This window comes from Staphylococcus sp. HMSC069D12 (assembly GCF_001810405.1).
In the GTDB taxonomy this organism is placed as follows: Bacteria; Bacillota; Bacilli; order Staphylococcales; family Staphylococcaceae; genus Staphylococcus; species Staphylococcus haemolyticus.
Genome location: NZ_KV801102.1, coordinates 57,243 through 78,509, shown reverse-complemented (window position 1 = coordinate 78,509; position 21,267 = coordinate 57,243). Strand labels below are relative to the sequence as shown.

Annotated in this window: 17 protein-coding genes and 6 pseudogenes; 6 read left to right on the top strand and 17 right to left on the bottom strand. The window is 33.9% G+C overall.

Translation table 11 applies throughout. The features are described 5' to 3' along the window. Positions 1–204, bottom strand: a pseudogene (locus HMPREF2737_RS04320) (aminotransferase); the annotation flags it as partial. A 153-nt stretch (positions 205–357) separates the two neighbouring features. Beyond that, on the bottom strand, positions 358–870 hold the full coding sequence (locus HMPREF2737_RS04315) for a DUF308 domain-containing protein (RefSeq protein ID WP_037550833.1): 513 nt from the start codon (positions 868–870) through the stop codon (positions 358–360). A 185-nt stretch (positions 871–1,055) separates the two neighbouring features. On the opposite strand from HMPREF2737_RS04315, the gene HMPREF2737_RS04310 reads away from it, so the two are divergent. After that, complete coding sequence (locus tag HMPREF2737_RS04310; RefSeq protein WP_011274547.1) at positions 1,056–1,742, top strand: type 1 glutamine amidotransferase domain-containing protein; 687 nt, start codon at positions 1,056–1,058, stop codon at positions 1,740–1,742. A 105-nt stretch (positions 1,743–1,847) separates the two neighbouring features. Here HMPREF2737_RS04310 and HMPREF2737_RS04305 read toward each other — a convergent pair. Beyond that, a pseudogene (locus HMPREF2737_RS04305) lies at positions 1,848–2,156 on the bottom strand (NAD(P)/FAD-dependent oxidoreductase); the annotation flags it as partial. 2 nt (positions 2,157–2,158) lie between these two features. Here HMPREF2737_RS04305 and HMPREF2737_RS11225 point away from each other — a divergent pair. Both HMPREF2737_RS11225 and HMPREF2737_RS04300 read left to right on the top strand, forming a co-directional pair. Next, positions 2,159–2,581, top strand: a pseudogene (locus HMPREF2737_RS11225) (FAD-binding protein); the annotation flags it as partial. 149 nt (positions 2,582–2,730) lie between these two features. Beyond that, on the top strand, positions 2,731–3,129 hold the full coding sequence (locus HMPREF2737_RS04300; protein WP_037550836.1) for a hypothetical protein: 399 nt from the start codon (positions 2,731–2,733) through the stop codon (positions 3,127–3,129). Between the two features lie 52 nt (positions 3,130–3,181). Here the strand turns inward: HMPREF2737_RS04300 and HMPREF2737_RS04295 are convergent, their stop codons facing one another. The 11 genes and pseudogenes from HMPREF2737_RS04295 to HMPREF2737_RS04250 all read right to left on the bottom strand — a co-directional run bounded on the left by HMPREF2737_RS04295 (position 3,182) and on the right by HMPREF2737_RS04250 (position 15,085). Next, on the bottom strand, positions 3,182–4,885 hold the full coding sequence (locus HMPREF2737_RS04295) for an ABC-ATPase domain-containing protein (RefSeq protein ID WP_037550838.1): 1,704 nt from the start codon (positions 4,883–4,885) through the stop codon (positions 3,182–3,184). A 229-nt stretch (positions 4,886–5,114) separates the two neighbouring features. Beyond that, positions 5,115–5,891: a glucose 1-dehydrogenase gene (locus HMPREF2737_RS04290; RefSeq protein ID WP_037550839.1), complete on the bottom strand. Its 777-nt coding sequence runs from the start codon at positions 5,889–5,891 to the stop codon at positions 5,115–5,117. Further along, positions 5,873–6,159 (bottom strand): annotated as a pseudogene (locus HMPREF2737_RS11975) (MFS transporter); the annotation flags it as partial. The gene HMPREF2737_RS04290 and the pseudogene HMPREF2737_RS11975, both read right to left, overlap by 19 nt. Before the next feature lie 32 nt (positions 6,160–6,191). Further along, positions 6,192–7,802, bottom strand: a complete 1,611-nt coding sequence (locus tag HMPREF2737_RS04285; RefSeq protein WP_037550841.1) for a xylulokinase — start codon at positions 7,800–7,802, stop codon at positions 6,192–6,194. A gap of 178 nt (positions 7,803–7,980) precedes the next feature. Then, positions 7,981–9,013 (bottom strand): annotated as a pseudogene (locus tag HMPREF2737_RS04280) (NAD-dependent epimerase/dehydratase family protein). Between the two features lie 134 nt (positions 9,014–9,147). Continuing rightward, a complete protein-coding gene (locus HMPREF2737_RS04275; RefSeq protein WP_037550843.1) occupies positions 9,148–9,675 on the bottom strand; it encodes a YfiT family bacillithiol transferase in 528 nt (175 codons plus the stop codon). A gap of 151 nt (positions 9,676–9,826) precedes the next feature. After that, a complete protein-coding gene (locus HMPREF2737_RS04270; protein WP_011274531.1) occupies positions 9,827–10,066 on the bottom strand; it encodes a hypothetical protein in 240 nt (79 codons plus the stop codon). A gap of 298 nt (positions 10,067–10,364) precedes the next feature. After that, a complete protein-coding gene (locus HMPREF2737_RS04265; RefSeq protein ID WP_037550844.1) occupies positions 10,365–11,759 on the bottom strand; it encodes a YfcC family protein in 1,395 nt (464 codons plus the stop codon). A gap of 216 nt (positions 11,760–11,975) precedes the next feature. After that, positions 11,976–12,677 carry an NAD(P)H-dependent oxidoreductase gene (locus HMPREF2737_RS04260; protein WP_037550845.1) on the bottom strand — a complete coding sequence of 234 codons (702 nt, stop codon included), beginning with the start codon at positions 12,675–12,677 and terminating at the stop codon, positions 11,976–11,978. A gap of 494 nt (positions 12,678–13,171) precedes the next feature. Continuing rightward, on the bottom strand, positions 13,172–14,461 hold the full coding sequence (gene arsB, locus HMPREF2737_RS04255; protein WP_037550947.1) for an arsenite efflux transporter membrane subunit ArsB: 1,290 nt from the start codon (positions 14,459–14,461) through the stop codon (positions 13,172–13,174). 219 nt (positions 14,462–14,680) lie between these two features. Beyond that, positions 14,681–15,085, bottom strand: a complete 405-nt coding sequence (locus HMPREF2737_RS04250; RefSeq protein WP_037550847.1) for a YjdF family protein — start codon at positions 15,083–15,085, stop codon at positions 14,681–14,683. A gap of 296 nt (positions 15,086–15,381) precedes the next feature. On the opposite strand from HMPREF2737_RS04250, the pseudogene HMPREF2737_RS04245 reads away from it, so the two are divergent. Beyond that, positions 15,382–16,989, top strand: a pseudogene (locus HMPREF2737_RS04245) (MutS family DNA mismatch repair protein). A gap of 165 nt (positions 16,990–17,154) precedes the next feature. After that, positions 17,155–18,336 (top strand): DUF418 domain-containing protein, encoded by a 1,182-nt coding sequence (locus HMPREF2737_RS04240; RefSeq protein ID WP_037550853.1) that lies wholly within the window; start codon positions 17,155–17,157, stop codon positions 18,334–18,336. 89 nt (positions 18,337–18,425) lie between these two features. Here HMPREF2737_RS04240 and HMPREF2737_RS04235 read toward each other — a convergent pair whose 3' ends face one another. The 3 genes from HMPREF2737_RS04235 to HMPREF2737_RS11220 form a co-directional block, all read right to left on the bottom strand. Continuing rightward, entirely contained in the window at positions 18,426–18,977 is a 552-nt protein-coding gene (locus HMPREF2737_RS04235; RefSeq protein ID WP_037550855.1) for a DUF805 domain-containing protein, read from the bottom strand. Between the two features lie 137 nt (positions 18,978–19,114). Continuing rightward, a complete protein-coding gene (locus HMPREF2737_RS04230) occupies positions 19,115–19,981 on the bottom strand; it encodes a hypothetical protein (protein ID WP_037550857.1) in 867 nt (288 codons plus the stop codon). Between the two features lie 53 nt (positions 19,982–20,034). Beyond that, positions 20,035–20,307 (bottom strand): MurR/RpiR family transcriptional regulator, encoded by a 273-nt coding sequence (locus HMPREF2737_RS11220; protein ID WP_229664811.1) that lies wholly within the window; start codon positions 20,305–20,307, stop codon positions 20,035–20,037. 264 nt (positions 20,308–20,571) lie between these two features. Here HMPREF2737_RS11220 and HMPREF2737_RS04225 point away from each other — a divergent pair, with 264 nt between their 5' ends. Beyond that, positions 20,572–21,249 (top strand): M15 family metallopeptidase, encoded by a 678-nt coding sequence (locus HMPREF2737_RS04225; protein ID WP_037550859.1) that lies wholly within the window; start codon positions 20,572–20,574, stop codon positions 21,247–21,249. The last annotated feature ends 18 nt before the right edge of the window (positions 21,250–21,267 follow it).

The window sequence follows — 21,267 nt, the reverse complement described above, 5'->3', positions numbered from 1 at the left end:
CTTTTTATCGAGTCTATCTCTTATCGCATCTAACACAACTTCAGGTGTCGCGAAATCCATATCAGCTATCCACATACGAATCAGTTCATCATGTTCTTCTAAATCTGAAGTATCTGCGTCTCCAAATAAATAGCCTTTATAACCTTCTACATTCATCGCATTTGTAGAACGACGGTCTATGATCTCATCAAAATTGTACGTCACATGAATGCCTCCTAGAATCATTGTTTAATAAGTCTTATTGTAATACTTCCCATTTATGAATTCACTTTTTAAGATTTCCACTTCTAAATATAAAAAGTGGGAGAAAGACAAAGAATTCATATAAAATTCTGCCCCTCTCCCTATTCCAAAAATTTACGCAAGTCCATCAATAACGTAAGTCACACCTAGAATTGCAAATGTGATGGCTATCATCGTTGATACTAGAATCATCCCCATCATAGGGTTAAAAAGTAAAATAATTCCTAATAGTAAGCCTAAAACGTTAACAATGATAGATAGTCCCTTCAAACGGCTTTGTTTTGAAATGGTCATTAGTCCAATAACTGAACTTACAATAAACCATGCGGCAAACATAAATATGAATAAGGTTGAACTTGCCCCAACGTTAAATATCACAAGTAGTCCAAATATAATATCAATAATTCCTATGACAACAATTAATCCTGAACCGCTACCGGCAATCGCTCTCGCAGCACGGCGGAATAATAGTTGAATCACACCATTAATAAGAATTAATAAGCCAATAAGCCAAGTAAGTGTGTAGAAATTTTTAACAGGATAACTGAAAATAATAACTGCAACAATTAATAGTAACGTTCCCATAATTAAGCTTGACCATTTTAATTTTCCATTGTCTTGTACCATTCAAAATCCTCCTCTCATTAAAAATAGCCATTATATCAAGTATATTGAAGTTGCGTTGGACTAACAACGAATACATCTTACATCGTTTTACATGAAACATATTATATTTAATTCACGACCTCTTTAGTTTCTTACTTTTCCGAAAAGGGTAGACTAAACGTAGTATAAAATTAGGAGGCGTATCAATGAATACAAAAAGAGCATTAGTTGTAGTAACAAGTGTAACGAAATATCCTGATATGAATCGTCCAACTGGATTATGGTTTGGTGAGGTTGTTCATTTCGCGGATGTCTTATATAAAAATGGTTATAAAGTACATTATATTAGTCCAGAAGGTGGCTATACTGCCATTGACCCTCAAAGTTTACAAGAAGATATGATGACAGATTTAGACTGGGAATATTATCAGAATAAAGACTTTATGACACGTCTTGGTCATACAGTTACACCTGACGCAGTTAAAGCTGAAAATTATGACGTCATTTATTTCGCTGGTGGTCATGGTACAATTTGGGACTTCAAAGATAATGAAGATTTACAAAAGCTAACTCAAGAAATTTATGAAAATAACGATGTTGTTGCTTCAGTTTGCCATGGTGCAATTGGCTTATTAAATGTAAAAGATGCTGAAGGTAAACATATTATCGATGGCAAAACGGTTACTGGCTTCTCAAATAGTGAAGAACAAGCAGTGGGCTTAGCCGACGTTGTTCCTTACCTTACTGAAGATGAACTTAAAAATCGTGGTGCAAACTATGAACAAGGTGATAACTGGACTGAGTTTGCAGTCGCTGATGGTCGCATTATTACTGGTCAAAATCCACAATCTGGTAAAGCCGTAGCAGAAAAATTCTTAGAATCACAAAAGTAAATTCTTAGACTGCCCGCATAGTAAAATTTACAAAGATGCCTACATGATTTGGAACAATAACGCTTTGATTCCAATATGTAGGCATCTTTATTTATCTATATTAAATTACAACATATTCACTTTTAACAAATCAATGACACCGCTAGAGGCACTAGGGAAAGCAAAGATTAATTTATTTAAATCTTGTGCTGTTATGCGTTGATTAATAATAAATACGAGTAAATTTACTAAATCAGCTGCATCGACGCCATATATATCTGCGCCAACAAGTCGTTTCTCTTCATCTAAAACGACATACATTTCTGCATCCGTTTCATTTTTATATTCAATTACCATTTGTTTACCAAACGGAATATGTTTAACTGTGTAACGTTCATTTTGCTCAGCTTCTTGAACACTAACACCAATTTGAGAAAAATGACTTACTTGACTATGAAACAATCAAACATGAAATTAAAGCTCGCGACTTACAAATTGATAATCCATTCACTAAAGATCCACAAGTCGCATTTATCAATAATGCATATCAATTCTTAGGTGATAAACTCGTTCGTACTGCTAAACCTCATAAAATATTAAGTGGAAAAAACGGACGTTTAATTGCCATAAAATTAAATATCATTAGTCGTAAAACGCTCAGCGGTATTCAAACGAATCTCGATGACCAAGCACTTAATCCAAGCATGCAACCGATTCAAGGACTATACGCTGCTGGGGAAGCATCTAGTTTTGGTGGTGGCGGTGTTCACGGATATCGTTCATTAGAAGGTACTTTCCTAGGGGGTTGTATCTTTAGTGGTATTCGTGCAACTGAAGGCATCCACCATCATATACAGTAAATTTCATAAATATACACTTCTAAAATAAAGTATTTTCAAAATGTATATCCCACCACTTTTTATGCATTTTGTTGTAAAATTATATCAAATATTATTTTTTTAATTAATAGTTATCAATTTTACAATTTTTTGCAAAAGAAGGTGATGGTATGCCTCGCGATAGCTTGAAATCTTTGAAAAATAAAACTGTAACCGTAATAGGTCGAATTGAACATATTACTATAACACCTAAAGTAAAAATTCCAAACAAGCCTATTTTCTCAAAAATTTTATTATTAGATGTTAATATTGGCGGTCAGTATTTCGATCACGTTTGGGTTTATGCATCAAAGAGATACTTTCATAACCAAGAACCCTTTTTACAACAAGTTGTAAAGTTTAAGTCTAAAGTAACGCCTTATGTTAAACATGGCCAACGTGGCTACGTCGAAGATTATGGTATTGATTATGTCAAAAGCCTAAACATACTGCCTAATACGTCAATGGAAGAATATGACGAAAGATATTATGTTGATGATCTTACTGTAGACTTTTTCTTAACGAATTAAAAGCACATTGCAAAGCTTGATTAACTATCAAGTGCAATGTGCTTTTGTTATTTTATTTTACTTTTAAACCACGATAACGGTTCAATGTTCCGATAAATTCTTGCTTACGAGGAAGCGCTAAATTACCAGGATGTCCATCAAAGTTAGATATCGCTTCGATGCCTTCTTCGTCAATTAAGTCGTACATTTGATTCGTTGCATCAATAAGACTCTTATGATTATCTATAAGGTGATGTCTAAAGTAATTCATCATAACGGTCAACGCATTGGTTTGACTGTCATCCACTAATTGTTCTAAACCAGATATATCTATTGCATCTTTGCCGTACATCACTGTGTGTAGCCCTTTGGCTTTCATTCGATCATCTTTCCCTTTTTTAGAGAATGAAGCATCTAAAGGGACACGAGATGGAATCGCACCAAATTGCGTATTTGCCTGTAGGTCACGTTGGTATCCATCTGATTGAGCAATCTCTTTCGCCTCAGTAGTTACATCTTTCAAATGATACTCATCCATCATTAAGACTTGATCGGCCACGTCAAAATAATCACCAGACCCACCAACAATTAGAATAGTTGAAACTTGATGCGCTTCAAAAAGTGGTCTCACTTTATTAGAAAATGGTGTTATTGGTTCTTTATCAGGCGCAATTAACTTCTGCATACGTCCATCACGAACCATAAAGTTCGTCGCCGATGTATCTTCATCAATAAGTAGCGTTGACGATTGTGTTTCTAATGCTTCCATGACATTAGCTGCTTGTGACGTGCTCCCACTCGCATTGTCAGTCGAAAAGTGCGTTGTATCTTTCTTGCCAGGTAAGTTATCTATAAATGGACTGATGTTAACATTTTGAATTCCACGTCCATCTTCAGCTCGTATCTTCATAGCGTCATGACGCGTAATAACAAACTCACGGCCATCATTTGGAATATGGTCATAGACACTACGTTCAAGCGCTTCTAATAGGGTCGATTTACCGTGATAACCACCGCCAACAATCAACGTTATGCCTTCAGGAATAGACATCCCTGTGACTGCCCGACCACTTGGTAAGTTGAATGTTGTTTCGAAAGCTTGCGGGCTCGTAAATTGAATAGCACCTTTCATTGGCTCATCGGATACACCGCTTTTTCGTGGTAAAATGGCGTTATTTTCGACAAAAGCGACTAAGTGTTGTTGTTCAAGTTGATTCCTAATATACGTTTGGTCTAATTTTAATGTTACTTGATGTTGAAGTGCTTGTTGATCAATATTTTGATACATGATAGCTTGATTTACTATCTTTGGTAAGCCATTTATAAGTGTATGGGCCGCAACTTTTCCAAGAATCTTACGTCCTGTTGCTGGCATACCAACTTCAATGCGCACTTCAATTTCTTTATCATTAATTACGACTGATGTACGTTCTAACATTTCTTGACCACAATGATCGATGAAAATTTTACCATTTTTACCTGAACCTTTAACAGTACGATTAAATGCCGAAGTTTGATGGCCAAATGCTCTAGTTAAGAAATCTGATACTGCAATACGTTTGTCTTTCTCATCTAATAATTCACTTGGAATTTTGGCGACATCACGTTGAATGATAAGACGCATTTTTGAAGGTGGCGCATAAGGATCCACCTGTACATGATCGATTGCTAAGTGAAATTGATCAAAGGCATATATGCCTTTCATTCGTTTATACGCTCCATATTTTTGTCCATCTAACGATTTTAATGTCTTTTCGAGATCTATTGAGCGCTTCATCATTATTCCTCCGTTCAGTAAGTGTCTATTCACAGTTTACCCAACCTAACCGGCACGCATAACTTCATTCAAGAAATTCTTGATTTGAATATAAAAAATGCATCTCAAGCATTGGATTTTCATCCTTCAGCTGAGATGCATATCATCGAATTATTAAAACCTCTCAAAAAATTCTTTTCACTAATAATGAAAAAGTACAAAGACTCATCTTGCACTTTTCCAAATATAATTATAATGCAGTATAACCACCATCAATTGTAAATACGCTACCTTGTGCGAATGATGAAGCGTCAGATGCAAGGTATACAACAATGCCACCTAATTCTTCTGGTTCACCTGGACGACCCATTGGTGTCGCCCCCATCCAATAATCGATCATTTCGCCTCCAGTATTAAACATTGGTTCAGTTAATGCCGTTTTCATGTATCCTGGCGCAATTGTGTTTACTTTGATGCCATATTTTGACCATTCCATTGCTAAACTTTTTGTTAACATGATAACGCCTGCTTTAGATGCATTGTAAGATGCTTGTTCTTGTGGTTTATTGGCAATTAATCCTGACATTGATGATGTATTAATGATTGAACCATAGCCTTGTTTTATCATTTGACGTCCTACTGCTTGTGCTACTAAGAAGACACCATTTAAGTTTAAGTTAATTACTTTTAACCAGTTTTCGTAAGATACGTCTTCTGCTTTTTCATTAATTGTCATACCAGCATTATTTACTAAGATATCAACTTTACCGTACTCATTCACGACGTCGTCTACCATTTTGCTAACATCTTCTGGATTTGTAACATCTACTTTTAATGCTGTCGTTTTAACGCCTTCATTATCTGCAACGGCTTTTGCTGTTTCTTGAGCTAAATCTAATTTAATGTCTGCAATAACAATATCTGCACCTGCTTGTGCTAATGCTTCTGCCATAGCTTTACCTAGTCCCATGGCACCGCCTGTTACGATTGCTACTTTACCGTTTACTTTAAATGGAAGATCATCCAAATAATAAACGCGAATGTCATCACACGTCGTGGATTGAAAATCTCAGCCATCACACCTGATAACCATGAAGCGATAGCTACGACTAAACCGTAAACGGTTAAGACATTGCCGGCTTCAGAATTATCAAAGCCAAGACTCATAATATATTTAGATAAAAATGCTTTATACCGTCTCCGGTCATAAAGATCGCTACGGCAATGTATCCCTATATTAATACCATAAGCAATCCTAGAAATTGACGTTCTCGTTTGTCTATCTCGTTCGCCATTTTAATCCCACTTTCTACCTTTGTTTTATTCATTATTTTTGTTCTGAATTAAATTGTTCATGTGCAAGACGTTCAAGTGGAATGCCTTGTTTAAAGCGTTCTGTATATTGCTCAAAGCTTGCAACTTCATCTTTAGTTGGTTCGATTGTCATTGATTCTGTTCCTTTAAACGCAAAGTCATTCAAATATGTTGCTAAATTTGATGTCTCTGTTTCAATCATGTATCTCGCCAATACTGCGATACCCCAAGCGCCACCTTCACTTGCAGTTTGCATAACATGAACAGGACTGTCTAAGGCAGCTGCTAAGAATGATTGCGCAACTTTTTCAGTTTTAAAGATGCCACCATGACCAAACATTGAATCAATATGAATATTTTCTCTTTCTTTTAATAAATCAATACCAATCTTCAACGTACTGAAAGCACTGTAAATATGTGTTTTCATTAAGTTAGCTAAGTTAAAGTTACTGTCTACTGATCGTACAAGTATTGGATAACCATGTTGTACATCTGTGATAAATTCACCAGAAATATAACCATATGACAATAACTTACCTAAATCTTCGTCACCTTTTAAGGCACGTTCAAATAATTTGGTGAACAATTCACCTTTATCGTATTTAACTCCCATTGTTTCAAATACTTCTCCAAACAAATCGACCCAAGCGTTTATATCTGATGTACAGTTATTCGCATGAATCATTGCTACTTCATAACCGTCTGGTGTTGTAACACTATCTACCTCTGGATAGACATCTTTGATTGGCTTTTCAAGGACAATCATCGAGAAGATACTTGTACCTGCTGAAATATTACCAGTTCTTGGTGCAACACTATTTGTAGCTACCATACCTGTAGCTGCATCCGCTTCAGGTGCACATAATGGACATCCGGCTTGTAGCTCACCGTTTGGATCAACTAATTTCGCACCCGTTTCAGTTAGACGTCCGGCATACTCCCCTGCTACAACTACTTTAGGTAAGATATCTCTAAAATCTTGTGTGTAACCCTTTTCAGAAAACTTCTTATTAAAGCGTTCAATAATATCGTCACGATAGTCTTGTGTCTCACTATCAATTGGGAACATACCAGACGCATCTCCAATACCTAATACTTTCTCATCGGTTAGATACCAATGTATGTATCCCGCAAGTGTCGTCATATAGCTTACTTTCTCAACGTGCGCTTCTTGATCTAATGCAGATTGATAAAGTTGTGCAATACTCCAACGTTCAGGAATATTCACTTGAAAGTCCTCTCGTAAGATTTCAGCTGCTTTATTAGCATTGTTATTACGCCACGTTCTAAATGGAACGAGTAAATCATCATTGTCATCAAACGGTAAATAGCCATGCATCATACCACTAATACCTAAAGAAGCAAGTTGTTTCACGGTTGCATCGTATTTCTCTTTTAACTCTTGAGTCATTGCGCCATATGCTTTTTGAATGCCTACCCATGCATCGTTCATCGAATACGTCCAATAACCATTACGGTAACTGTTCTCCCATTCGAATGAACCTGTTGCGAGGGTTTGACATTGGTCATCAATCGCAATTGCTTTAATACGCGTTGAACCGAACTCAATACCCACTGTTAAATGACCATCTTCAATAAATTGTTTGATTTGTGTATTATCCATCGTTTCACCTTACTTTTCATTATGAAAACGTTATCACGGACTTATCCTAGCATATGTATTTTTCATGAAACAAGAAAAAAGAAAGCGTTTTCTAAATTTGTAAGTAAAAAGACACCTTATCTTCTATTTACAACAATGAAGATAAAGGTGTTTGCTTAAATGTATTATTCAATTATGTTTATTTTAAAATGTGATAGTCTCTCATACAGTCAACAGATGCTAGAATGGCTTCTTCTTGAGTGTAACTTGGCGTCCAACCTAAAACATTTCGTGCTTGCTGATTACTAACATTTCTATTCATTTCAAGTAATAACTTACCTTCTTGTGCTTCACTATTAAATCTAGCGCCTAGCTTAATTGCGAAATCTGGAATGGTCTTAGTTGAAACTTTACTTGCTAATTCAGGGCGTTCTTTTTTAATTAATTGTGCGATTTCAGGCATAGAGATTTGTCCATCTGCAGTGGCGATAAAACGTTTACCATTTGCTTCTGGCGTCTTCATTGCTAAAACATGTAATTGTGCAACGTCTCTGACATCTACGATATTCATTGGAATATTAGGGATACGTTTCATTTTGCCACTAGCAATATTTTCTACAAATTGAAAACTTAATGACATATGTTGATTTAATGATGGTCCAAGTATAGCAACAGGATTGATTGTCGCAAACTCAATGTGATTTTCAGTAGCATTCACAAAGTCCCACGCTGCTCGCTCAGCAATTAATTTAGACTTCTCATAAACAGAAAGTCCTTTTTCATTTGGATTAGTCCAATGTTCTTCTGCTGTCACACTAGATTTATCTTTATTACTAAATCCTACTGCGCCAAAGTTTGCAGTCATTATTACACGTTTCACATTCGTTTTCTCGGCAGCTCTCAAGATACGCTGAATACCTTCAACGGCTTGTTTATTGATCGATTGTTCATCAGTTACGCTAACACTACCCATCACTACAGACGATGCTACACTCATCACATAGGTGCAATCTTCCATAGCATCTTCCCAGTTATCATCTTTAGATAAATCCGCTACAACAAATGCTAAATTTTACGTATCAATATTTTGTGCCTTTAATGTTTCTAAAATAGTATCTTTCTTAGATAACGAACGAATTGTTGCACGTACAATAAATCTTGCTTTAATAATTCCGCGACAATACGTAAACCTAAAAACCTGTCCCTCCAGTTACTAAAACTTGTTCCTTCATGAAACTTCCTCCCCTATCTTTCTCTTGGTAGGTACAGATTATAACAGTTTTATCATATTAGTTTGATGAATTACACTTGTTTTTGACAAAGTTCATTCTTAAGTTGTAGACGCTCAACTTTATAACTGTATTTACTACTCTTTTGATACGCCTTGGTCGGATAATGCAATCTTAATGTGCTCTAAATGATGACGCTCATGCCATGATAATTTCGCAAGTAATTCTGAAACCGGTACATTGCTACCATCTGATAGCTTGATAGAACGATTTAATTCACCTTCAGTAACATGATTTCCCATCTCTACAACGCGTTGGTTGAGTCCCTCTAAAATAGTAATTGAAACTTGCATAGGTAATTTAGAGTCTGGCAACTCTGCCCAACGTTCTTGATTAAACATGAACGCAGTTACGTCAACTTCAGTCAGTGCCATTTTCAATCTTTCATACAAATTAATCTGAGAATCTGCAATATGATGTACTAATTGTCTAACTGTCCAACTTCCTTCTCGATAACAACGTTCTAACTGCTCATCACTCAATTGATGAACCGTTTCCTTCAACTGATCACTATATGCTTCAATTTCACTCATCCATTGTTTCACATCAACTAATGTTGAATTTGTTAGCGCTTCAAATTCTCCTATCGGAAATCTTACATCCATTATAAATCCCCCTTAGCTATCTTTATCTATACCTTCTATATACCCTTATTAAGGATAAATAAAAAAGAAGCGAGCACAGAAATTAATCATTACATTAATTTCTATCCCACTTCCTCTGGAAATTTAAGATATATATAATTTTCTCAAAATATTAAGCTAATAATAAAGGGCTTGAGAAAATAACTAAAAATACAATATTTAAAATTAACATTGTAATATTTATGGCTTTATTGCCTTTCAAGATGCCTAAGACATTTGCAATAATAGCTAATAACATCACAAACAATCCTGGAAGAAACCAGAACATGCTCGTAAACATGATAGAAACTACTAATAAAAATGATAATAAGCATAAAATACCTGAAACTAAATTAATACTATTTAAGTTCATAAGTTGCTCCTTTCAATTGGTGTTACACAGTATTATATACTAAAACTATTTTGAATTGAGCAAAATCTTTACAACAAAATCGACACATCTTTGTTATGTGTTGTTTTATAGATTTTTATAATCTTTTAAATAATTGATAAATTCAAGCATTTAAAGGGCGGGTTCCTATTTATTTAGAAACCCGCCTTTACATTGTTATGACAGCGTTTGTTAGACGTACTTCCTAATAACTTCAGACAAGCGTCAGTCTTACCTATCAAGCTTTTAAACAAATTTCCAAGTGCTTCTTGAGAAATTTTTAATAACCAATTATAAGCGCAATCGACATCGCCACAGCACAAATAATTACCCATAATAGTATCAACTTCCACACAAATTTAATCCATTGAGTATAAGTAATTCGTCCAACAGCTAATGCTCCCATTAAGATTGCTGAAGTTGGGAATAAAATGTTACTGATTGAATCACCATATTGGAAAGCGAGTACCGTTAACTGACGATTAATATGCAGTAAATCTGATATTGGTACCATTAATGGCATTGTTGTTAATGCTTGACCCGATCCAGATGGTATAAAGAAATTAAGTAAGAACTGTAATATAAACATAGCAATAATAACAAATGAAGCTGGTATATCTGATAGCAATGTTGTCATGCCATGGACAATCGTATCGATGATTTTACCATTTTCCAAAATAACAACGATTCCTTTAGCGAATCCAACAATCATTGCACCAAATAAAATGTTCTGCATTCCTTCAATTAATGCGTCAAATGTACCATTCAATCCAAGTCCGCTTACTAAACCTGCAACAATACCAGCAAGTAAGAAATTGGCGCTCATCTCATTAAACGTCCAATCGAATACAAATATGCCAAATACGTTAAATAGAATTGTAGCAACTATAATAAGTAAGCTAGCTGCTTGTCTCTTACTAAAGTGTTGATAAGTGATTTCTTGAATAATATGACCTTCTTCTTTTTCTAGCTCATACACAATACTTTTTGACTTATCTTTCTTCACTTTACGTGCATATAACATAACTGTAGAAATGGCTGCAGTTAAGATAAATAAATAGATAATTGTACGTAAACCCCAGCCTGAGAACATTGGTAGTTCAGCAACGGTTTGTGCCACACCAACTGTAAAGGGATTTAACATACCTCCACTGAAACCACTGGCAGCACCTAAAATAACCATTGCAGCACCTGTTAAGGCGTCGTAACCTAATGTTCGAGCGATTATAATGCCAATTGGAACAAAGATAATTGTTTCTTCTGCTAATCCAATTGTAAATCCTAATATAGAGAATATCGTCATCGTCAATGGAATCATTAGGAAATTGGCCTTCCCTAACATTCTCATTGCTTTGTTTACACCATTTTCGAAAGCACCCGTCTTATGAATAATGCCAAAGGCACCACCTACTAGGAATATATAGAATACGATTTCTCCGCCACTGATTAGTCCTTCAGGAATTGACCTGAATATTTCGAGGAAATTGACATTTGCCGATTCCACAGTATGGTATGTTCCTGAAACGACAAGTGTTTGATCACCTTTCTTTTCACGCGCATATTCACCAGCTGGAATAATGTAAGTTAATAACCAAGCTAGAAAAATAACAAACATTAATAAAGCATATGTATGAGGCGTATTAAACTTAAATTTCTTATGCTTCTTTTCTTCCATAACTCATCAACACCTTAAATAGAATAGAATGTATATCATCAGATGATTATATACATCATACCCTATTTATCAGATGATATACATTTACAATTTAAATTACATTTGTTGTTTTCATCATTTCAGCGATGTGCTAGACCTATAAATACTTACAATTAAAAAAGCATCACCAAAATGAATGAATGATTCATTTTGATGATGCTTGTATTTCAAAAATGTCTATTTTAATTGTCCGTTATCATCGAAATCTTCTAATTTGTGATAATGAATTCTAGGAATGTCATCGATATGTTTTAATTTTTCAGCTAATTGTTCAAGATAGTCACGTCTTACTTCTTCACTATGGCTAACTTGATAAGCAATAAATGGTTCTAATGGTGTCATACCAGAGAAATAAATCATACCATGGTTAATATGGAATAATACTTGATCATAAATATCTCCTGAGAAATCATTTGCAGCATAGCTTCCTTCGGGTGAGCCAGTCGTAGTTGAAATCATGGCTATTTTATCTGTTAATCGGGCTTTGTCATAACGGTCATATTCTCCACCATAAATGCCACCAAACATAAAGATTTTATCAAACCAACTTTTAAGTATGGCTGGAACACTAAACCACCATAGTGGAAATTGGAAAATAACTAAGTCTGCCCATAACAGTTTTTCAAATTCTTCCTTAATCACTGATGTTAATTTATCGTTATCATATGCATTTTTTTGTTCTACTGCGTATTTGAAGAATTCAGGGTCTGTTAAGTTTTTGAAATCTTCTTTTCTAGCAACTGGATCAAAATCCATTGCGTATAAATCCGAAACTTTAACTTCATAACCTTGTGCTTCTAATGTTTCTACAGCTTTATCTTTTAATGCACTATTGAATGACTTTGGTTCAGGATGGGCATATACAATTAATGCTTTCACATTCTCAACTCAATAGAATTAGAATATTTATACGTTCAAGATACTATGAATCTCTATTTTTACAAACATATATGCTCGTTTAAATGTAATTAGCATATTGTCCTTACAAATCAACTCTAAAACGTAAAAAAGTGAGATAGACGGATCATAGACGAAACATCCGTTACCTCACTTAAGTTATTCTCACTAAACTAATCAATTATCTTTAAAAAGTATACTTCCAATTAATAGTGACAAAATATGTATATTCAACTATGTATATATCTAAGCCTTATATTACAAGGAGGTTAGACTGCACGGTGTATAAAAGTTAGCAATTAACTGTTTGAATGGTCGATTTATACATTAACATTTTGGGATAGTGAGCAATCTAACTTCTCTTGAATATACTTTAAAATAGTATCAAAAAATTTAATCCCTATGTTTGTCTATTCTCAAAAGATACGTATGAATGCCTAACTGTTATTCCCATTGCGAATTATGATTTTCACCTTTTAAAAAATGAGTAATGTAAGAAATAGTCCTAGCAACGTGAAAAAGAGTACTGGAATCGTAATGACTATTCCTGTTTTAAAGTAAACGCCCCATGATATTTTGACATCTTTTTGAGCTAAAACGTGAAGCCATAATAAAGTGGCTAATGAACCTATAGGTGTAATCTTCGGACCTAAGTCAGACCCTATTACATTCGCATAAATCATACCTTCTCTAAGGATACCTGTCACTTGTGATTGATGTATTGCTATCGCATCAATTAAAACGGTCGGTAAGTTATTCATGATCGATGATAAAATTGCAGAGATAAAACCTACGCCCATAATGCTAGTAAATAAACCATGCGCAGATATAGATGCAAATATATGACCTAAGATGGTTGTAATGCCAACATTTTTAAGTCCAAATACGACTAAATACATACCTAATGAAAAAATCACGATATTCCATGGCGCACCTTTGATTACTTTTCCAGTAGAAACAACATCTGATTGGCGTGCCAAGAGTAGGAAGATAATAGCGACAATTCCGGCAATCAGAGACACTGGTAAGTGTATAAACTCACTGACAAGATAACCTATTAATAGTATTGCTAAAACAAGCCAAGATATGCGAAATAGTTTCTGATCTTTAATCGCGGCACCAGGACTTTGAACCTTTCGAATATCAATGGTCTTTGGAATCGTTGTTCGAAAATAAATCCATAATACAATGATACTTGCTAGAAGTGAGAATATATTTGGTATTAGCATATGACTCAAATATTCTACAAATCCAATGTTGAAGTAATCCGCAGAAACAATATTCACTAAGTTACTCACCGTAAAAGGTAACGACGTTGCATCAGCGATAAAGCCACTTGCGATAATGAAAGGAAAGATCACTTTCTTACTAAATCCAAGATGACGTACCATCGCTAAAACGATTGGCGTTAAGATAAGTGCAGCACCATCATTCGCAAAAAATGCTGCCACTATCGCACCAAGGAGTATAATGTAAACAAACATTCTGAAACCGTCCCCTTTAGATGCTCGAACCATATGTAATGCAGCCCATTCAAAGAAACCAATTTCATCCAGAATAAGTGAAATCAAGATGACAGCGACAAATGTTAAAGTTGCGTTCCAAACAATATCTGTTACTTCCACGATGTCAGACCAACCAACAACTCCGGTAATAAGCGCTAAAGCTGCGCCTACAACAGCAGTAATTCCTATATCTAGTCCTTTAGGTTGCCAAATAACAAAAATCAAAGTAATAACAAAAATGAGAATGGCTAAAAAAGTCATCATAAACGTTCACCTACAAAATGTCGTTGATGACGATGTGAATAATGAGTTATAGATGATATATATTTATCTTTCATATCAGTCAAATCCTCCTATGTCATCAATAAGCATATCATGAGCAATGACATGAAATCTATGTGGCAAAGTTATAAGGCGAATGATTAAATAAAAATAGAACCTCATACATATAAAATGTTTGAGATCCTATTTTCGCGAGACTCAATGTCCCTTTTTCTTTTGCTTATTTTTTTGAACTTTAAGCTGTCGTTTGCGTGCTTTTGTCTGTTCTTTCTTTAATTTCTTACTCTTTTTACTTTGCACTTTTTTCATTTCTTGCTCTTTTTTGATTGCTTTTTGAGCATAAGTAGAAGTTTTAGGTTGTTTCTGTTCTTTAGCAACTTGCCTTTGTAAACGTTTAGGATTTACTTTTTTTGGTTTCTTTTTTTCAATGGAAACTTTCGTTTGATTTATCAATTCATCTAAATGACCATAAATAAAATTAAAAATTTCAGCACTATTTGGCTCAGTTCCAAAGGTAAATTTCACCAACTTAACCCTATCTTCTTCCCTATATTCAACCAATCCTATGAAAAACTGACCATCATGAAATATTGATAATTCCAATGATTGTCCCTCCTCTATATATAACTTGAAATGAGGGACGACCTGAGGAGGAAGGTTACTGACAAATGATTACATTTGCATTGGGACTACCAACCCAATTGTGTTTTTACATTTCTCTATAAGCATAACTAATGTACACTAAGAAACCAATATGAAGCAATTAAAAATTTAATCATTTCGATGTGTATAAACCTCTAATGTATGAATTGAAATTTTTTATCTTATCTACTTTTGTTAATTGCATAAAATTATGAAATAATTGTGTAGATGATTTAATTTTTATAAGGAGTTTAGTTATGAATATTTATCAGACCTATGCATTATTGGTAATCGGTATTATCATATTAGGATTGATTGTAAATGTTGTTGTGACAATAATAGACAAGAGGAAATTGATCAACCACATACATACACTTTGGCGTAATAAGAAGCCTATTGAGAACTTCATACGCCCAAATTCCCGCTTCGATTATCAATTCAAACTCAAACGTGACCAACATAACAACCTCATAGATGATAAAACATGATCAGATTTAAATATGGAAGAAATCTTCCATCGTAGTAACTTTAACTTCACATCTATTGGAGAAATGCGTTGGTTTGCCACATTACGCAATATGTTTAAGGTTAATAACAAACAACTATTAGACCAATTTAATAATGATGAAACATTTAGGGTCAATGTATCTTATCATCTCACTTCTATTGGTAAAGTGGTGTACCCTATCTTCCCTGATCAACTTAAAGCAATAAAGCGAAATAATTTATTTATGATTTGTCCATTTCTACCATTTATTGGACTCATTATTTGTTTCATTTCTCCATCAACTGGAGTACTTATAACTTTATTTTCGATTCTACTAAATATTGTATTATCCGGTACCCTGAAACGTACTTATGATCAAGATTTAAAGTCATTATTCTATACAGCGAAAGTCCTTAAGGAAGGTTATCATCTCGACCAAATTAAAGGCACACCAGAAGTTAATACGAACTTTAGTCACTTTAAAGGGGCACGTTTATTTAGTGGTCTACTAGGTAAAGTGGGCGATCAAGATATCGGCGGCGCATTTATCATGTTACTCAAGATGGCATTCATGGTAGATTATTTCCTTTTTCATATCATCCAGCATACGTATTATCGATATCAAGACGAGGTAATGGCCTGCTATGACTATGTAAGCACCTTAGATAATCACTATTCATTAGCCATGTATCGACGCACATTAGACACTTATTGTGAGCCGACTGCCTTTTCAAATGAGCAAACATTAACATTCACTAATTTGATTCATACTTTACTGGAAAATGCAGTCCCAAACGACCTCGACATTAACCACAATATTCTACTAACGGGGTCGAATGCATCAGGAAAATCAACATTTATGAAAGCTGTAGCAATTAACCTTATTCTTGCACAAACGATAGAAACTGCGACGGCGGATGCGTTTAGCTATCGTCCCTGCTTAGTTTATACGTCAATGGCTAATGCCGATGATGTTCTGTCGGGCGATAGTTACTTCATGGCTGAGTTGAAATCTATTCGTCGTCTTTTCGATATAGAGACGCATATGCCAGTGTACTGTTTCATCGATGAAATCTTTACAGGCACGAATACAACTGAACGTATTGCAGCATCAGAATCTGTATTATCATATTTGAATCATCAATCAGAGTACAGAATTGTAGCAGCGACACATGATATCGAACTTTCAGAATTATTAAAGGACAATTATCAAAACTATCACTTTAATGAAACGATTGAAAACGATGAAATCCACTTTGATTACAAGATTAAAAAAGGTAAAGCGAATACGAGAAACGCAATTGAATTGTTGCGAATTACTAACTTCCCTAACAAAATCTACAAAAGAGCTAAGGATCAGGTTAAAGATTTGGATTAACATTGTTTAATGTAAAACATTATCTATATAAGTGGGATGATGAGATCAAATTGTGATTTTGTCACCACGCTTCTTTATAGTTTAATTGATGATTTAAGGTAGATTTAAGACGAAATTATGCTAGATTTTATCATTATTGTTTACTGTGAGTATTGAGGTGACATTATGAAACGAATTACAATTGCTGATAGTTTAAGAGGGTTCAGCTTATTAGGTATATTTCTTGCTAATCTACTTATATTTCAATTTAGTTTATCTGGCAAAGACTACATCGAACATTTCCATTTAAACCCTGTAAACCAAGGAATATTCAACCTTATCATCATACTTGTTGAAGAAAGTTTTTTACCTATTTTTGCAATACTGTTTGGCTTTTCGATGGATAAACTTTATCAGTCTATGAAATTAAAAGGATTGCCACGGCCTAGATTAAAATTATTACGTCGTGCCATTTTCTTACTTATATTAGGCTTTATCCATGCAAGTTACATATGGGAAGGCGATATATTATTGGCTTATAGTTTAGCTATGTTATGTGTAATACCTTTTATTTCACTAAGTACCAAAGCTTTCAAATGGTTTAATATTGTAATTATTTCTCTCATGCTCGTGATGGGTATTTGGTCTATGTTTGATGATTCAAAAGCGTCTACATCATCTGACAAATATGATTCAGCTTCATATATTCATAAAGTGCAAAAGATTTATACAGAAGGTAGTTATAACGATATCCATCACGTAGATGATATAGCGACATCTCCTAAATTTGCGGAGTTAGAAGATCAATTAGGTGATAATAAAGGTGCTATCTTCTTGATAGCTATACTTTTTGAAATACCATTATTCACTTTAGGAATCTTTCTTTCTAGATGTGGTTGGTTCGAGAAAGATGCAAGGCACTTTTGGTCGTCGAAACTATTTATATACCTTATTCCAGTATCTATTATTGCCAAATCAACTCTACTTTGGTTAGGCAACGACAAAATTTCAGGAACGCTTGTAGCTATATTTGGACCTGTTTTATCTTTAGGTTACATGAGTTTATTTAAATATTTATATCAACACTATGAGAAACATCCAATTTTTAAAGGTTTGGAAAATGCCGGCAAAATATCTCTTACCGTTTACATTACACAAAGTATCATTGGTACACTCATCTTCTATAGTTACGGTCTAGGATTATTTGGCAAAGATATACTCATTTACACAAGCATTTTATTCGTATTTATCTATATTGTTTTAGTGCTATTAGCAACATTGCATCAAAGATACTTCCGATATGGTCCATTAGAATATCTCCTACGCATGTTCACATATTGGAAATGGCATGTAGGTAAACGTAAATAGACATACTAAAAAGGTTCAACGTGGTTAATCATTAACTGCACGTTGAACCTTAATTTATGTTGATAAGCATATTGAAATAGAACATTGAATTATTCATAATGTCCTTTGAATTTAGGGCTTTCTCCATATTTATTTTTATTAAATTTACTATTTAAGCATGTGATTACTAACTGATAAATTGAAATAGCAAATTGTACTAGAGCAAATAGGAGAATAAATAGCAATGCCCAACCATTTTCACCATTAGGGTCACTAATATTCCAAATCAATTGGACAATAAAAGATATCACACCTAATACAACTGATAAAATAGGAATAAACATCGTACGATTCGTATCGTGGAAACGTCTGACTGTCATTGCTAAATTAGGAATGAATGTAATAATTGCGTATAAAACTATATAAATGATTGTGATAACTAACATAACTACGCTTACGATGGATAAAGCTTCAGATTGAAACCCTGCTGAGAGCATAATCATGATTAATGACATAATATAAAGAATCAGAGCGGGTCCATAAAATATTAAATGCCATAATTGCATAAACCAGTATTCACTTCGTCTTGAGCGACCTTTGAAATTAAAATAATTTTTCCAAAACAACTTAAATGCTTCGCCAAAACTTACTTTTGGATTCATAAGCATAAACTCCTTTGTATGATTTTAATTGCCGTCTTCCCCTTATATTTATCGTATCATACTGGCATAATTATAAAACCCTATACAAAAAGTTCTCAAGCTAATTCAATTAACCTAAGAACTTTAGTGTAAGCTTATTAATTTTCTTGCTTTATAACTTTACCGTTAGCATCTAACTTAATAATTTTATTATTTTTAGTTTTATATGTACCTAAAATTTCGCCATCTTTATTTCGATAATTCACAATCCAATCCCCACTATGACCAACCATTTTAACATCGTCCCATAAATAGTTTGTCTTACCTACTGCAATACCTTCGAAATCTGAAATCATTTGATACACTTGGTTACGGAAATGTGTATTAACTGTTCCTGATTTCTCTAAGTATTCTGCAGATAATGGATTGTTATTTTCTTTATCTTTTTTAGATAAATTATCTACAATATTTATCTTATCAGTTAATTCTGGTAAAGCTTTGTTGTCTTTATTCGCTTTATAGACATCAATTAATTTTACTTCTTTACCTTTTCCTAATAAATCTTTGTAATCTAATGAACCAGATTGCATACGTCCGATAAAGATTTTATCATTACTAACTCCGATTAATGCTTCAAAGTTCCCTTTATTAGGTGATACATTATAGAAATTCATACCTTTTGGAGCATTTTTGATGCCATCATCGTACTTCACAAGTTTAAAATCAACTAATTTAAAGTTTTTATTTCCAGTCGCAAGTTTGTATTCATAAATTCCAGTTAGAATTTCATTCTTAGTCAATGTATATCGGTCAACATCCTCCACACAGAAGGCAAGTGCTAATTTTTGTTTTTCAGAAAGCTTTGCTACTTCCTTTTCCAACTTTTGGTCTTTTTTAGACTTCTTAGATTTTGTTTGTTCCGCGTTAGATTTCGTTTTAGCGCTATCTTCTTTGGAACCATCATTAGAACCACAAGCTGCAAGTAAAAGTAAAAACACCCCACACATAAATAATAGTTTCTTCATCTATGTCTCCTCATATCATTTGCATTTTTAAAATCAATTAATTATACTATATTTTATTTATAAAAGTGTACTTTGTAAATACTTATTTGAAAGTATTTCTTGCAAAAAAAGTGCTCCATAATTGAATAATCTTTATCTATTTCTGCATAACCACGTTGATAATTCCCCGGTTCGTTTAAGTCATAAGCGATTTTTAGCTTTAAGTCTTGAAAGCCCTTACATTTTAATTTTTTTGATAACCTAACAACCGTTGCCACACTGACGTTTGTTAGGTCTGCTAGTTTTTGTACGGAATAATTAATAATTTCATCTGGATGCTCAAGAATATACTCTGCAACTCTACGTTCCGAGGGATTTAAATCGCTTAAAGATGATTCAATAATAATTCAAACTACCATGCAATAAACATCACCTCTAAAAAGAACAATATTTCACTTTAATTACAATTTACAAAATATTATTACATTTGTCAAAATCTAATTTATATGTAATATTGTTATATTTCATCTTAATTCATTTGCTTTTTTATGCTAATCTTACATTGTAATGAATAATATGATATTAAAATATTTTTGGAAAGGAATTATATTGTGAAGAAGTTTCTTTCAATTTTAATTTTGAGTACCTTAATTTTATGTGCATGTAGCTTTGAACGAGACGTAGAAAATAAGAATGATCGTAATGCATCGACTAAAACTACTGGCAATGAACAAAAGAAGAAGGAAGTCATAAACGGTAGAACATACTATGACGGCATTTTAATCGTTAATAAAACAACTAAACTACCATCTGATTACAATCCTGGTGAGGAGCCTAAAGCACAACGTGCATTACAACAAATGTTTACTGATGCTGAAAGAGATGGTGTGAGTCTTTATAAGATTAGTGGATTTAGAAGTTACGAAACACAAGTGAATTTATATAATCAATATGTTGCGCGCGATGGTGAAGAAAATGCAGACCGTTATAGTGCACGTCCTGGCACTTCTGAACACCAAAGTGGGTTAAGTTATGATGTGGGTGCTATTGGATCAGATGCTAATTTACGTGAACAATTTGGAGAAACAAAGGAAGGACAATGGATTGCGCGACATGCGCATCGTTATGGTTTTATCGTGCGTTATCCAAAAGGTAAAGAACAGATCACAGGCTACCAATATGAACCGTGGCATTTGCGTTACCTAGGAAAAAACAATGCGACTAAAGTACAACAATCTGGTCAATCCTTAGAGGAATATGTTAAATATAAAGATCGCTCAGAAAACTAATATATTGCATTCTGAGCG

Coding starts and splice junctions, on each gene's coding strand:
- HMPREF2737_RS04315 (WP_037550833.1), bottom strand. CDS start 870: ATGGTACAAGACAATGGAAAATTAAAATGGTCAAGCTTAATTATGGGA.
- HMPREF2737_RS04310 (WP_011274547.1), top strand. CDS start 1,056: ATGAATACAAAAAGAGCATTAGTTGTAGTAACAAGTGTAACGAAATAT.
- HMPREF2737_RS04300 (WP_037550836.1), top strand. CDS start 2,731: ATGCCTCGCGATAGCTTGAAATCTTTGAAAAATAAAACTGTAACCGTA.
- HMPREF2737_RS04295 (WP_037550838.1), bottom strand. CDS start 4,885: ATGAAGCGCTCAATAGATCTCGAAAAGACATTAAAATCGTTAGATGGA.
- HMPREF2737_RS04285 (WP_037550841.1), bottom strand. CDS start 7,802: ATGGATAATACACAAATCAAACAATTTATTGAAGATGGTCATTTAACA.
- HMPREF2737_RS04275 (WP_037550843.1), bottom strand. CDS start 9,675: ATGGATGTAAGATTTCCGATAGGAGAATTTGAAGCGCTAACAAATTCA.
- HMPREF2737_RS04270 (WP_011274531.1), bottom strand. CDS start 10,066: ATGAACTTAAATAGTATTAATTTAGTTTCAGGTATTTTATGCTTATTA.
- HMPREF2737_RS04265 (WP_037550844.1), bottom strand. CDS start 11,759: ATGGAAGAAAAGAAGCATAAGAAATTTAAGTTTAATACGCCTCATACA.
- arsB (WP_037550947.1), bottom strand. CDS start 14,461: ATGACTTTTTTAGCCATTCTCATTTTTGTTATTACTTTGATTTTTGTT.
- HMPREF2737_RS04240 (WP_037550853.1), top strand. CDS start 17,155: ATGAAACGAATTACAATTGCTGATAGTTTAAGAGGGTTCAGCTTATTA.
- HMPREF2737_RS04235 (WP_037550855.1), bottom strand. CDS start 18,977: ATGAATCCAAAAGTAAGTTTTGGCGAAGCATTTAAGTTGTTTTGGAAA.
- HMPREF2737_RS04230 (WP_037550857.1), bottom strand. CDS start 19,981: ATGAAGAAACTATTATTTATGTGTGGGGTGTTTTTACTTTTACTTGCA.